The 13,155-nt window shown below is 54.8% G+C and carries 14 protein-coding genes; 2 read left to right on the top strand and 12 right to left on the bottom strand.

All coding sequences use genetic code 11. The features are described from left to right. Positions 1-124: 124 nt before the first annotated feature. The gene (locus MOY_RS07465; protein WP_009098236.1) at positions 125-898 is read right to left on the bottom strand and encodes a CoA-transferase subunit beta; all 774 of its coding nucleotides are present in this window, start codon (positions 896-898) and stop codon (positions 125-127) included. Further along, positions 898-1,728: a CoA transferase subunit A gene (locus tag MOY_RS07460; RefSeq protein ID WP_009098234.1), complete on the bottom strand. Its 831-nt coding sequence runs from the start codon at positions 1,726-1,728 to the stop codon at positions 898-900. Before MOY_RS07460 ends, MOY_RS07465 begins: the two co-directional genes overlap by 1 nt. A gap of 323 nt (positions 1,729-2,051) precedes the next feature. On the opposite strand from MOY_RS07460, the gene MOY_RS07455 reads away from it, so the two are divergent. Further along, complete coding sequence (locus tag MOY_RS07455) at positions 2,052-2,795, top strand: SDR family NAD(P)-dependent oxidoreductase (RefSeq protein ID WP_009098232.1); 744 nt, start codon at positions 2,052-2,054, stop codon at positions 2,793-2,795. Between the two features lie 13 nt (positions 2,796-2,808). On the opposite strand, the gene MOY_RS07450 is transcribed toward MOY_RS07455, so the two are convergent. The 4 genes from MOY_RS07450 to MOY_RS07435 form a co-directional block, all read right to left on the bottom strand. Next, positions 2,809-4,035 (bottom strand): CaiB/BaiF CoA transferase family protein, encoded by a 1,227-nt coding sequence (locus MOY_RS07450; RefSeq protein WP_009098229.1) that lies wholly within the window; start codon positions 4,033-4,035, stop codon positions 2,809-2,811. Positions 4,036-4,059: 24 nt separating this feature from the next. Next, complete coding sequence (locus MOY_RS07445; RefSeq protein WP_009098228.1) at positions 4,060-5,559, bottom strand: tripartite tricarboxylate transporter permease; 1,500 nt, start codon at positions 5,557-5,559, stop codon at positions 4,060-4,062. Positions 5,560-5,586: 27 nt separating this feature from the next. Continuing rightward, positions 5,587-6,087: a tripartite tricarboxylate transporter TctB family protein gene (locus tag MOY_RS07440; RefSeq protein ID WP_009098227.1), complete on the bottom strand. Its 501-nt coding sequence runs from the start codon at positions 6,085-6,087 to the stop codon at positions 5,587-5,589. Positions 6,088-6,164: 77 nt separating this feature from the next. Beyond that, positions 6,165-7,151, bottom strand: coding sequence for a Bug family tripartite tricarboxylate transporter substrate binding protein (locus MOY_RS07435; RefSeq protein ID WP_009098226.1), 987 nt, complete (start codon positions 7,149-7,151; stop codon positions 6,165-6,167). Positions 7,152-7,377: 226 nt separating this feature from the next. On the opposite strand from MOY_RS07435, the gene MOY_RS07430 reads away from it, so the two are divergent. After that, the gene (locus tag MOY_RS07430) at positions 7,378-8,157 is read left to right on the top strand and encodes an IclR family transcriptional regulator domain-containing protein (protein ID WP_009098225.1); all 780 of its coding nucleotides are present in this window, start codon (positions 7,378-7,380) and stop codon (positions 8,155-8,157) included. Here the strand turns inward: MOY_RS07430 and aroQ are convergent. The 6 genes from aroQ to MOY_RS07400 all read right to left on the bottom strand — a co-directional run bounded on the left by aroQ (position 8,150) and on the right by MOY_RS07400 (position 13,141). Further along, complete coding sequence (gene aroQ / locus MOY_RS07425; protein WP_009098224.1) at positions 8,150-8,587, bottom strand: type II 3-dehydroquinate dehydratase; 438 nt, start codon at positions 8,585-8,587, stop codon at positions 8,150-8,152. The genes MOY_RS07430 and aroQ overlap by 8 nt on opposite strands. A 101-nt stretch (positions 8,588-8,688) precedes the next feature. Beyond that, positions 8,689-9,348, bottom strand: a complete 660-nt coding sequence (locus MOY_RS07420) for a NapC/NirT family cytochrome c (protein ID WP_009098222.1) — start codon at positions 9,346-9,348, stop codon at positions 8,689-8,691. Then, the gene (locus MOY_RS07415) at positions 9,345-9,830 is read right to left on the bottom strand and encodes a nitrate reductase cytochrome c-type subunit (RefSeq protein WP_009098220.1); all 486 of its coding nucleotides are present in this window, start codon (positions 9,828-9,830) and stop codon (positions 9,345-9,347) included. Before MOY_RS07415 ends, MOY_RS07420 begins: the two co-directional genes overlap by 4 nt. Positions 9,831-9,850: 20 nt before the next feature. After that, positions 9,851-12,355 (bottom strand): nitrate reductase catalytic subunit NapA, encoded by a 2,505-nt coding sequence (napA, locus tag MOY_RS07410; RefSeq protein WP_009098219.1) that lies wholly within the window; start codon positions 12,353-12,355, stop codon positions 9,851-9,853. Continuing rightward, the gene (locus MOY_RS07405) at positions 12,352-12,639 is read right to left on the bottom strand and encodes a chaperone NapD (protein ID WP_009098217.1); all 288 of its coding nucleotides are present in this window, start codon (positions 12,637-12,639) and stop codon (positions 12,352-12,354) included. The genes napA and MOY_RS07405 overlap by 4 nt, the downstream gene beginning before the upstream one ends. Beyond that, positions 12,632-13,141 carry a ferredoxin-type protein NapF gene (locus tag MOY_RS07400; RefSeq protein WP_009098215.1) on the bottom strand — a complete coding sequence of 170 codons (510 nt, stop codon included), beginning with the start codon at positions 13,139-13,141 and terminating at the stop codon, positions 12,632-12,634. Before MOY_RS07400 ends, MOY_RS07405 begins: the two co-directional genes overlap by 8 nt. Positions 13,142-13,155 lie beyond the last annotated feature (14 nt).

The following is a 13,155-nucleotide window of genomic DNA, read 5'->3' as shown; positions in this document are numbered from 1 at the left end:
AGCGACTACCCACGCATTCGCGTAGACTTTTAGGCAGTTAAGTGGATATACCCATTGCGGCCGCGTACCACGACGCGTTTACTATCCTCGGATACCTCCCGCGATGCACCTCATAAAGTACTTCTTATGCGCCCGCGTGGGCTCGCTCGGTGCGCGCTTTCAGCTCACGCAAAATCGTCAGCTCGTTTTCGTTGGGCTCCGGGGTGCTCTCAAGCTGCTCGGCAAAGCGTACTTCCCAACCGGTGGCGTCAATCACGTCCTCGCGGGTTACGCCTGGGTGCAGCGATACCACCACTAGCTCTTTGGTGTCGGGATCAGGCTTCATCACGCACAGGTCGGTGATGACGCGGGTGGGGCCTTTGCCGATATTGGGCACGTTATCACGCCCTTTGCCGTCGCGGCCAAAGCCTAGCGTAGTGACGAAGTCGACATCTTTTACAAAAGCACGTTTGGAGTGCTTCAGGGTGATAAACACTTCCCCGGCGTTGGTGGCAATTTCCGGGGCACCGCCACCACCCGGCAGGCGAACCTTGGGTGCCTTGTAATCGCCAATTAGGGTGGTGTTAAGGTTAGCAAAGCGGTCGATTTGCGCGGTGCCCAAAAAGCCCACATCGATTTTGCCGCCCTGCAGCCAGTAGCGGAACATCTCCGGCACCGCCACGGTGGTCAGCGCTGATTCGCACAGTTCACCATCACCGATGGAAAGCGGCAGAATCGCAGGCTTGGTTTGCAGCGTGCCGGACTCGTAAATCAGCACCACATCAGGGGCATGGGTCAGCCGCGCCAGGTTGGCGGCTTCCGAGGGCAGCCCGATGCCCACAAAACAGGTCATGCCGTTCTCCAGCGCTCGCGCCGCCGTCACCGACATCATTTCAGACGAGGTATATTCCAGGCTCATCAGGCTTGGCCTCCCACGTTATCGGCGGCATTAAAGACGTTGTCGTCAAGCCACTGGGTAAAGGTGTCGCGATCCCGAGCAATAGCATCCCACTCCTTGTAGAAGCGATTGCTGCGGCCGTAATAACCGTGAGTATAGGAAGGCAGCGCGCCTTTCTCGGCCACCGCAACGGCGCTGATCGCCCAGCTTGGGATCACGCAAGCATTGGGGTGTGCGTTCAGATCATCGACAATCTCTTCCACCGTGACGATGCTGTGTTTGGCGGCCAGCACCGCTTCTTTTTGTACGCCAACAATGCCTTCTACCAACACGTTGCCTTGGCGATCCGCCCGCTGGGCGTGGATGATCGAGACATCTGGGCGCACCGACGGTATAGCGGCCAGGCGTTCACCGGTAAACGGGCACTCGATGAATTTGATTTGGTCGTTGACGCTGGGCAGCTCGCTACCGATGTAGCCACGGAAAACCGCCAGCGGTAATCCAGCCGCACCCGCTTCAAAGGCACAGGCCATGGCCGCGTGGCTATGCTCAAGAATCTCGATCTTGCACGGCCAGCCTTTCTCCACCGCGTCACGCAGGCGATGCAGCGAGCCCACGCCGGGGTTACCGCCCCAGGAGAAGATGACTTTTTTGGCACAGCCCGCGCCAATCATTTGATCGTAGATGATATCGGGGGTCATGCGGATCAGCGTCAGATCACGCTTTTGCTGACGGATCACTTCGTGACCCGCGGCAAACGGAATCAGGTGGGTAAAGCCTTCCATGGCAACGGTGGCGCCGTCTTGGACGTAGCGCGCTACCGCGTCATGCAAGCTGAGAAACTCGGCCATGATGGGTGCCTCTTAGCAGGTCGTTGCCGACGTTGTTAGCGCTTGTGCGTTTAACGAACATATATTCTTAATACGAACAAGTTACTGCCGATCGCTAATGAGGTCAAATGCCTAGCGGCTATTCAGTGCCTGGATGGCCTATCCCCCGCACTGAGTAACGCGTTTTAAAGATATTTTTCAGCTACTTATTTACTTTTCAGCCCTTTATTTGCACGCGTTACCTGGGCAGTGACGCTACCAAGGTATAAAGCCGGATTGCATGCATCACACTGCGTATTGGCGTTCTAATGGACACCGGTTTAGGTCAGCAAAGGACAACAACAATGAGCCAACCTTCTGTACATAACCAAAATAATCAATACGCCTGCGCCGTGGTTACCGGCGGCGCTAGAAACATCGGTCAAGCTATCGCGTTACGACTCCAACAGGATGGCTATCACGTTATCGTGGTGGATATCGTTGCGCCGGAAGTCGATGCGCTGCAGACTGACGCCTACCAGGTCGACCTTGCCGATGCCGACGCGACACGACGGGTGATGGCAGAAATCGCCGAGCGTTATACGGTGACCCGGCTAATCAACAATGTAGGTATCGTCGCCCCCGCTCTGCTTGAGGAGGCAACGCTTGAAGACTTCGACCAATTGATGCACCTGAACGTACGCTCGGCGCTGATCTGCACCCAAGCGCTGCTTCCTGCTATGAAGGCACAAGGTATGGGGCGCATCGTCATAAATGCCAGCCGCGTGGTGCTGGGCAAAGAAGCGCGAACTATCTACAGCGCAACAAAGGGAGCGCTGCAATCCATGGCCAGAACATGGGCGCTGGAACTGGCTGAACACAGCATCACCGTTAACTGTGTTGCTCCTGGGCCTATTGCCACCAGCGCCTTCTGGCAAAATAACCCGCCTGATTCGGAGCGCGCACGCCGCATCATCGACAATATTCCGCTACAACGCATGGGCCAACCTGACGACGTGGCCCAGGCCGTCAGTTTCTTCTGCGATGAGCGTAGCGGCTTCATCACCGGACAGACCCTCTTCGTGTGCGGCGGTGTTACGGTCGGTTAGGCAAATCGAAGGCTTATTTCACCACGCCCTTTTGGCGCAAGGCGCTGATGTCGGAAGCGCTCTTGTGTAATAGGCGCTCTAACACGCTATCGGTATCCTCGCCCAGTCGCGGCGGTGGCTTGTGATACGCCAACGGCGTTTTGGAGTATTTAATAGGGTTAGCCACACCAGGCACTACGCCGGTGTCGCTTTCTAGCTCAATTTGCATGTTTCGCGCCTGAACCTGCGGGTCATTGAAGACTTGGGCAATATTCTGAATCGGCCCGCAGGGAACGCTAATGGCGCCTAGCATTTCAATCCATTCGTGGCTGGTGCGGGTCCGAGTGATCTCCACCATCAGTGGAATTAGCACCAGACGGTGCTTCACCCGCTCAGGGTTAGTGCCAAAACGAGGATCAATGGCTAGCTCAGGGCGCCCCACCGCCTCACAGAAGCGCTTGAACTGCCCATCGTTGCCAATGGCGATAATGACTTTTTCACCGTCAGCCGTAGGAAACGGCTGGTAAGGCACTAAGTTAGGGTGATACTCACCGGTGCGGGTGGGCGGTGTGCCACTGCAGAAGTAGTTAAGCGCTTGGTTTGCCAGCCAACTGACCTGAACGTCCAGCAGCGCCATATCAATATATTGGCCCTCCCCGGTGCTATGTCGGTGATGCAAAGCACCCAGAATGGCGATGGTGGCATTCATCCCTGTGGTCAGGTCGGAGACCGCCATGCCTACCCGCTGCGGCCCAGCCCCCGGCTCACCGTCGGCGGCACCGGTAATACTCATTAGGCCGGATTGAGCTTGGATTAGGTAGTCATAGCCGGCCATTGCCGCCATTGGCCCGGTTTGACCAAAGCCGGTGATTGAGCAGTAAATCAACCCGGGATTAATCGCTTCTAGGGTGGCGTAATCGAGACCTTTTCGCGCCAAGCCCCCACTTTTAAAGTTCTCCACCAGAATATCGCTTTCTGCCGCTAGTTCACGCACCAGCGCTTGTCCCTCCGGCTGGCCAATATCCACCGTCACCGAGTGCTTGCCGCGATTGGCAGACAGGTAGTAAGCCGACTCTTGGGACTCCTTGCCCTGTTTATCGTTTAACCAGGGAGGCCCCCAGTGGCGCGTGTCATCGCCGAGGGTGGGGTGCTCAATTTTAATCACCTCGGCGCCCATATCGGCCAGTATTTGCGTACACCAGGGGCCTGCCATTACGCGGCTTAAATCCAACACTCGAAGCCCTGTTAGCGGTCCTGCCATAGCCATTTTCTCCGGTAGTCGTACTTACTGCGATTTACCGACGGCGTTGCGCGCTTCACGGCGTGATGAAATAAAGCGGTAAAGGGCCAAGGCAATGGAACCCACCGTCAATGCAATAAAGACCCAGGTAATGGGGCCACGCACAAAGATCGAAAGATCGTTATGACCGATCAATAGCGAGCGGCGCAGGTTATCTTCAAACATTGGCCCGAGGATAAAGCCGATTAAAAATGGCGCTGCCGGGATCGCGGCGCGATTGAAGATATAGCCCACGACGCCGAAGGCCAGCATTAGCCACACGTCAAAGGTGTCATTATTAACCGCATACGCCCCATAAACGCAGAACATCAACACAATCGGGAAAAGAATAGATTTAGGAATGTCAGCAATTAATGAAAAGTACTTAATGGCCACATTGCCCACTAGCAGCAATACCAGCGAGCTAAACATAATGCCCATAAACAAGGCATAGATGAGCGGCAGGTTTTCTTGGAACATAATGGGGCCTGGCGTTAGCCCATGAACCATAAAGGCCCCAAGAATAATCGCCGTAATAACATCCCCGGGAATACCCAGCGATAGCAGCGGAATCATCGTCGCCCCGGCAACCCCGTTATTACCCGCCTCGGCAGCGGCAACGCCTTCTACCTCACCCTTACCGAAGTTCGCCTTATTAGGCGACCGCCTACGTGCATCGCTATAGGAAATAAACGCAGCCGCCGTAGCACCAGTACCGGGGATGGCTCCAATAATCACGCCGATCAAACTGCCCCGCACAATAGTCGTCAAGCAGCGCTTCAATTCAGAAAATGCCAGGCCAGCACCGCTCGCCTTCGCCTTAATATGGGGAAGCGCCTTCTTGCGATAGAACTCGATAATCTCTGGGATGGCAAACAGGCCAATCAACAGAGGAATAAAGGAGATACTGTCCATTAAGTTATAGCTGCCAAAGGTAAACCGCTGGGAGCCGTAGACTTCATCCAGCCCCACCAGAGAAAGCAGAATACCTAACAACGCGGCCATCAAGCCTTTGATCATAGAGCCGCTGGCCAGGGAAATAATGATGGTGAGCGAAAAACAGATCAGCCAGAAAAACTCCGGCGCGCCAAAATTTAGCGCAATTTTTGCCAAATAGGCGGCAAAAAAGATCAGCGCGATGTTGGAAATAAAATCGGCGATTACCGATGAGAAGAGCGCAGCTTTGAGTGCCTTCTTGGCATGGCCCTGCTGGGCCATGGGGTAGCCATCTAACAAGGTACACGCGGATGCAGGTGAGCCAGGCGTTCTAATCAAAATAGCGGTAATGGAGCCACCGTACATGCCGCCTTTATAAATACCCACCAACAGCAAAATAGCGGCGACCGGCTGCATGGAGAAGGTAAAGGGCAGCGCCAGCGCCACCGCCATCGTGGCGGTCAGCCCAGGAATGGACCCCACCACCACACCGATGACCACGCCCATCGCGATGGCCAGAAAGTTATCTAAGCTAAAAAATATCGCGATGACTTCCGAAAAATGTTCCATAGATCACCCAGAAGATTAAGTAGCCAATCAGAAACCGATTGGTGATATCGGAAGCGGTACATTCATCACTTTTACAAAGATAAATGTCACAGCGATAGGAAAAACGAAGGCCAGGCTATAAACCCACCAGGTGCGAACGGGATGTGCCACAAAAAGCACCAGGGTCGCCAGAATGCCGGTAAATACCGCCCCCATCGACTCAAATAGAGAGACATAGATGACCAGAGCGACCACCATCAATATGAAACGCCGGGTCGTCCCTTTCTCGATATTTCGTTCATCCTCCTCGCTGCTTCTATCCAACAGGAAGCCTTGTAGGATAAGCAGAATAGAAAACAGTAGGATCAACCAGCCGACGATTCCCGGCAGCCAGCGCGGCGACATCATCGGGTTTTGCAGAATAGGCGGTTCATTGACGTAGTTAGGCACTAAGTAAAACACCAGTGCCAGCGAGAAGCCCAGCAGGATAACTCCCGCGACTACGTCACTTGGGTCTTTTACCCTGCGCTTAGAATCTGAGGGTGTCATCGCTGCCTTCTCCAGGGAAAACAATAAAGGCGAGAACGCATGTCCTCGCCTCAGTGTTTGATGAGAGGCTGCCTAGCTTACTGGCTAATGCCAGCTTGCTGGGCGACGCCGTCCCAACGCTCCAATTCTTCAACGATGAACTGTTTAAACGCATCACCCGACACTTGCCCCGGCTCTGCGCCTAACTGCTCTGCGAAATCTAGAAACTCTTCCCGCTCCATCACCCTGGCCAATGCATCTTGCATGACGCTTTGTGCTTCTTCTGGGAAGGAGCTGTGGGCAATCAGCCCAAACCAAGCAGTGGTGATGAACTGGTCAAGGTTATGCTCGCCAATTTCCGTTAATGTTGGCACATCAGGAAGGTACTCAGAGCGTTCAGCGGAGGTAACCGCCAGTGCACGCAGATCGCCGGAGCGAACGTGGGAAAGAACCGTTGGCATATTTTCAAACGATACGTCTACATCACCACCTAACAGCGCAGGCAGTGCCGCACCGCTACCCGCAAAAGGCACCGCGGTCATGTTGGTCTCGGTCAGCGTTTTAAATAGCTCGCCAGACATGTGAATAGAGCTACCCACACCGCTGTGACTGAAGGTCATGTTTTGTTCTTTTGCAGCTTCTACGAATTCAATAACGTTTTCATAGGGGCTGTCAGCGGGCACGACCATGACGTTAGGAATATCGATCATGTTCTGCAGGAAGACGAAGTCATCAACGGGGTCGTAGCTGAGGTCAGGATAAATAGCGGCACCGATGGTATGGCCTGGCGATGCCATAAGAATGGTGTGATCCGCACCGCGCCCACCGCGTGCAAGGCGCCCGGTGCCGACAGTGGAACCCGCACCCGGGCGGTTTTCTACCACCACGTTAGTATCGAGTTCTTGCTGGAGTAGATCGGCAACGCGCCGCGACAACACATCGGTAGTACCACCTGGGGCGTATGGAACGACTAGGCGAATATCATCAGTCGGCCACTCATTGGCGCTGGCAGAGGAAACAGCAAGGCCAAGTGCAAGCGCGCTACTACAGGCAGCTAAACATGTTGCGCTAAGGAGTTTATTCATTGTTATCTTCCTGTGCGTTAGTTAATTATTGTTCGCATTGCGTACACGTATTCGTAGTGCATGCCTTGAGATTACGTTGTTGTTAACACTTTAAAAAACACAACTTTAGTAGTATGGCAGTAAATACTCTCCCCACAGCGAGCCTATAGTGAAAACCCTAAAGTTCGCATGGCGAACTTTTTTACGTTACTCTCTTATCAGAGGCTTCAAACAGTGGATAGCGACGATGCAAGAAGAGATGCTTAATACAGAGAGTCGTGACTTTGTCACTGCCCTGGCCAGCGGCCTGGAGGTTATACAGGCATTTGACGCTGAACACCCACGCATGACGTTAAGCGAAGTGGCGACGCGCACTGGCATGAATAGAGCAAAAGCTAGGCGCTTCTTACTGACGTTGCATGCGCTAGGGTATGTCCGTAAAGAACAACGCTATTTTGAATTAGCCCCTCGAGTTCTACAGTTAGGCTACGCGTTTCTATCCGCCAACAACTATCAAGGGGTTATTCAACAGTACTTGGAAGAAATAACCGCAGAAACCGGGGAGTCTTCTTCTCTGGGCGTCTTAGATGGTAACGATGTTATTTATGTCGCTCGTTCTGCAGCCAAACATCGCTTAATGGCGATTACGTTATCCGTAGGCACGAGACTTCCGGCTGCGCACACCTCAATGGGTCGCATGTTGTTGGCTCAGCTTAACGATAAAGATCTTGATCACTTCCTATCGACTATTTCCCTAGAGCCCTACACCGATAAAACAGTGACCGATGTTAAAGAGTTACGCAGCCAAATAGTTAATGCACGCCAGCAAGGCTATGCGATTTCTGATCAAGAGTTGGACTCGGGCTTACGCTCTATCGCTGTTCCGGTTTTTGATGCTAAGCAGCACTTAATGGGGGCAATCAATATCAGCACCAACGCAGCTCGGGTCGACCTCGACACGCTCGTTAATGTTTACCTACCTGTGCTGCAAAGCAAAGTCGCGTACATCCGCGCGCATATTAATTGACCATTACAGCCTCTAACGCAGCGCGATAGCCTTGCACGCCCAATCCGGCAATCACGCCATCGGCGCGTAGCGATATATAGGAGTGATGCCGAAAAGCTTCGCGTTTGTGCACATTGGAGAGATGCACCTCAATGACTTTGCCATCAAAGGCATTAAGCGCATCGAGAATAGCCACCGAGGTATGGGTATAGGCCGCCGGGTTAATAATAATCGCCTGGGTACCATCAAGGCGTGCGGCGTGGATCGCATCAATCAAGGCGCCTTCATGATTACTTTGAAAGCAGGTGATGTCCCAATCGGCCATCACCGCTTTCTCCCGCAGCATGTTATTCACATCTTCTAACGTCTCATAGCCGTAGATCTCTGGCTGACGGCTACCCAGCAAATTCAAATTTGGGCCATGTAATACCAATACTTTTCCCTGACTCATTCTCTCTTCCACCCTGTGCGCTGGCGCATACATTGACGATGATGCTTGTTCTAGCATCTAGCGCATCTATTGCGCCAGCGACTTTTCAATCAACGCCGACGCTACTGCTCGGCATAGGCACCGCTCTCCAGCTCTAAATGCGCGGCCCAGGACACGATATCGGGCACTCCCACAGCAGCCTCTATTTTAGGACTCATATCCGGTAGTTCGTGGGCGATGCCTTTATGGCAGTCGATACAGGTTGCATCGCCCRMGGCAAGGTTGGTGGAGTGGGCCCGGGCAGCACGCGTACTCTGCTGGGTGAAGTCCATGGAGTCGAATTCGTGGCAGTTGCGGCACTCTAGCGAGTCATTGGCCTGGAGCCGCACCCATTCACGCTCGGCAAGCTCGCGGCGCTTTGCCTCGAACTGCTCTTCGGTGCGAATTGAGCCAAATACCCAACCCCACACCTCTTTAGAAGCCTCCATTTTACGCGCTACTTTGTGCGTCCAGCCATGAGGAACGTGGCAATCCGAGCACGTCGCCCGCACCCCAGAGCGATTGGTGTAGTGAATGGTGGTTTTGAGCTCCTGCATCGGGTTGCGCTCCATCTCATGGCAGGAGATGCAAAACTGCTCGGTGTTGGTGGCTTCCATCGCCGTGTTGAAACCGCCCCAAAAGATGATACCGGCGATAAAACCACCCAGGGTTAAAAACCCCAGGCTAAAGTGAACGCTGGGGCGGCTTAAAATACGCCAGTAACGGGTAAAAAAGCGCTTCATTGCCCCGCCTCCTGGCGCTCACGTAGCGCCTCGTTAATCACCTCTTCCACCGACTTGAAACGATTGGGTACCAGAGGGGTGGCATCGGTTTTGGGCACGTGGCACTGAGTGCAGAAGTAGCGATCCGGCGATACGGCGGCTAATACCTGCTTATGGCGATCCATAAAGTGAGTAATACTCACCATAGGCGCACCCGCGCTGACAGCCTGCTCTCGGCTATGGCAGTTTAGGCACTGGTTAACCCGCATATCGACCTGGTAGTCACGAATCGAGTGGGGGATCACCGGCGGCTGCTCTGGATAGCTGCGCACTTCACGGCCGCCATCTCGCGGTTCACCGGCAATAGGCGCCGCAGACTGCGTTTGGCTAATGGTGCCGCCGAGACGCAAGCCATCCGGTGCAGGCGCATCGCTTGCCTCATCCGCACCGGCCGCCCCCGCCAGCAGCGCCATGGATAAACAGAGAGGAAAAAGCCATTTCATCGTTATTCTCCTTAGCCTGTTTACGCCAGATTGACGAGTTCAAGGCGCACCGCGCACTTTTTGAAATCGGTCTGTTTTGAAATAGGATCGGTGGCATCCAGCGTGACCTTATTGATCAGATAGGAGGCATCAAAAAAGGGCACGTACACTAAGCCACGGGGCGGTTTAACGCGCCCACGGGTTTCTACCCGCAGGTTCACATCCCCGCGTCGGCTGGCCACTTTAACCTCGCTTCCCCGCCGGAACCCTTCAGCGCGAGCGTCCTCTGGGTGCATATATAAAAGCGCGGCAGGTACGGCCCGATGAAGCTCAGGCACGCGACGGGTCATGGAGCCGGTGTGCCAATGTTCCAATACCCGCCCTGTACAGAGCCAGTAGGGGAAGTCATCGTCAGGAGCCTCGGGAGGTGGCTCAGCCGGGACTGCGAAAATTAACGCGCGATTATCCGGCTTCGCGTAGAACTGCCAGCCGCTGCCGGGTTCTACATAAGGGTCATACCCCTCCCGGTAGCGCCATAGCGTTTCCTTGCCATCCACCACCGGCCAGCGCTTGCCCCGGTTGGCGTGGTAAGCGTCGAAATGATCCAAGTCTTTGCCTTTGCCGCGGCCAAAGCGGGCGTACTCTTCAAACAGCCCCTTTTGGATATAGAAGCCGAAATCGTCTGCCTCAGCGTTGGCGTAGCCCTCTTCCATATCGGAGGTGGGGTACTGGTCGACCTGACCATTGGCAAACAGTAAATCAAACAGGGTTTTGTCACGCATCTCCGGGGCAGCTTCTAGCAACTCTTCGGGCCAGACGTCAGCCACGCGGATGCGCTGGGAGAGGGCCACGGTCTGCCATAAATCCGAGCGCGCCTCGCCGGGGGCATTGACCAACTGATGGAAAAACTGGGTGCGCCGCTCGGAGTTACCAAAAGCGCCCTCTTTTTCTACCCAGGACGCCGCGGGCAAAATCAGATCCGCCGACTGGGCTGAAACGGTGGGGTAGATATCCGAGACCACTACAAAGGCTTCGGGGTTACGCCAGCCAGGCAGAATCTCTTGCATGACGTTGGGCCCGGCCTGCATATTGTTGGTTACCTGGGTCCAGTAGACCTTGATGTCACCGTCTTTAAGGCGGCGACTTTGGGCCACCGCGTCAAAGCCCACCCACGAAGGGATCGTGCCCTCAGGCAGTTTCCAGATTTTCTCCGCATCGCGGCGATGCTCCGGATTGGTAACCACTCGGTCGGCGGGCAGACGGTGAGCAAAGGTACCCACCTCCCGCGCCGTGCCACAGGCTGAGGGCTGGCCGGTAAGCGAGAAAGGGCTATTCCCCGGCTCTGAAATTTTGCCAGTAAGCAGGTGGAGGTTGTAAATCAGATTGTTGATCCACACCCCGCGGGTATGCTGATTGACCCCCATAGTCCAGAACGTCATCACCTTTTTATCAGGGTCGGCATACAGCTCTGCCAAGGCCTCAAGGCGGCTTTCAGAGACGCCGGACTCTCGCGCTGCCCGCGCTAAGGTATAAGGCGCAACATAGTCGGCGAACGCCTCAAAGCTCATATCCGTCCAGCTATTAGCGTTATCAGCGTTCTTCGCCGCCTGCTGCAGCGGATGCTCGTCGCGCAGGCCATAGCCGATATCATCAGTGCCGAGCGCGAAGTTGACATGCTTATCGACGAATGACCGATTTACCCGGTCAGTCTGAATAATATGGTTGGCAATATAGTTAAGGATCACGATATCCGCGTTGGGCGACATAATCATGGGGATATCGGCCAACTCAAAGCTGCGGTGCTCGAAGGTCGACAGCACGGCGACCTGGGTGTCCGGAAAAGAGAGGCGCCGGTCAGTAACGCGGGTCCAGAGTACCGGGTGCATCTCGGCCATGTTAGAGCCCCACAGCACAAAGGCATCCGCATGTTCGATATCGTCATACACGCCCATGGGCTCATCCGAGCCGAAGGTGCGCATAAAGCCGAATACCGCCGAAGCCATACAGTGGCGGGCGTTGGGGTCGATATTGTTCGAACGCAGCCCGGCTTTAAATAGCTTACTCGCCGCGTAGCCTTCCCAGATAGTCCACTGGCCGGAGCCAAATAGCGCGATGCTCTCCGGGCCGTGTTCACGAATGGCGCTGGTAAATTTTTCTGCCATGAGGTCGAGCGCCTCATCCCAGGAGACCGGCTCGAAATCGCCATCTTTAGCATATTGACCGTTGCGCTTACGCAGCAGCGGCTGGGTCAAGCGATCTTCCCCATAGAGAATTTTGGAAAGAAAATAGCCTTTAACGCAGTTAAGCCCCCGGTTTACTTCAGACTGATTATCACCATGAGTCGCCACGATTTGGCCGTTATAGGTGCCAACCATGACGCTACAGCCGGTACCGCAAAAACGGCAGGGGGCTTTATCCCACTGCAAGCGGTTCAGATCAGCATGGGTAATCAGGTTGCTGGCGCCTGCGGGAATCGACATCCCTGCCGTAGCAGCGGCCACCGCTGCGGCGTTCGCCTTTACAAACGCTCGGCGTGTTAGTTTCATTGCTCCCCCTCCTGTACGTGCGGCTCATCCGCTGTCAGGGCATCAACCACTTCGTGATACACAAAGGCGGCGTCAATAACCCCAGGCTGCTCGCGTACGTGATCCATTAAAGCCAATAGTTGTTGTTCGTCAGTATGTTCGGCGACGACCACGAGCTTTCCAGCCGCGTCTTCGCCCATCACTTCGCCAATGCTATGTTGGGTAATCCACTCCGCTGTCTGCTTCAGCGCCTCGGGCCGCGCATGAACGATAAAGCTAATGATGTGTAGCAGTTGATCAGACATAGACGGTATCTTTTGTTATCAGTGAGATTGCTTGGTTAGGGCAGGCGGAATAGCAAGCACCGCATCCAGTGCAGCTTTCTAGGTGGATTTCAGGTTGCGGCGGCCGACCACCGGGGCGCAGCGGAAAGCGAATCGCGTTCCACTCGCAGGCGTCCTGGCAGCTTTGGCAATGGATACTCGCCAGTGCCAAACAGTGCGGCTGAACTTCGGCTTGCCAAACAAAGGCTTCGCTAACGCTAGCGCCGCGCTCTATCGCCTGTGGCTCGCATACCGTTGCGCAATCACCGCACAGTGCGCAGCCCGCTTGGGCAACGCTAAGCTCGGGATAGCCACCGCCACCGCGCGTCAAAATGCCTTCCGGGCACGCGTCGACGCAGGCGTTACAACCGGTACAGAGGTCGAGAAAGGCAGCTCTGCTCCAGGGCGGCCGACGCACATCATCACGCCCCGACAAGCGGCGAAAAAGATTGCGCCGATTATTGTTTTTATTCGTGCGCGTCATAAGTATTCCTAAAA

Origin of the sequence: Halomonas sp. GFAJ-1 (assembly GCF_000236625.2) — a bacterium.
Lineage (GTDB): Bacteria > Pseudomonadota > Gammaproteobacteria > Pseudomonadales > Halomonadaceae > Vreelandella.
This window is presented reverse-complemented; position numbering and strand designations above follow the sequence as displayed.